We start from the raw sequence: 371 nt of genomic DNA on the forward strand, positions 1-371 counted from the left end.
TGCTTTGGCGGCGATGCGGTGGCCCAGGCCAGTTACGACCTGGCCTGGCGCGCGCTGAAACCGACGTACCTGTTCAACGGCTATGGCCCGACCGAAACCGTGGTCACGCCATTGCTATGGAAAGCGCGACGCGGCGACCCATGCGGCGCGGTGTACGCGCCGATCGGCACCTTGTTGGGCAACCGCAGCGGCTACGTACTGGACGCGCAGCTCAACCTGCAACCCATCGGCGTGGCCGGTGAGTTGTACCTGGGCGGGGAGGGCGTGGCGCGGGGTTATCTGGAGCGCCCGGCACTGACCGCCGAACGCTTTGTGCCGGACCCGTTCGGCAAACCCGGCAGCCGCGTGTACCGCAGCGGCGACCTGACCCG

The 371-nt window shown here is 68.5% G+C and carries 1 protein-coding gene; it reads left to right on the forward strand.

Annotated elements, in window-relative coordinates; all coding sequences use genetic code 11:
• The coding region (locus ACFZPT_RS26585) for an AMP-binding protein (protein ID WP_379555946.1) at nucleotides 1-371 on the forward strand (371 nt) is incomplete at both ends.

It is taken from the genome of Pseudomonas sp. MD330_10, from assembly GCF_042610415.1.
GTDB lineage: Bacteria > Pseudomonadota > Gammaproteobacteria > Pseudomonadales > Pseudomonadaceae > Aquipseudomonas > Aquipseudomonas rhodesiae.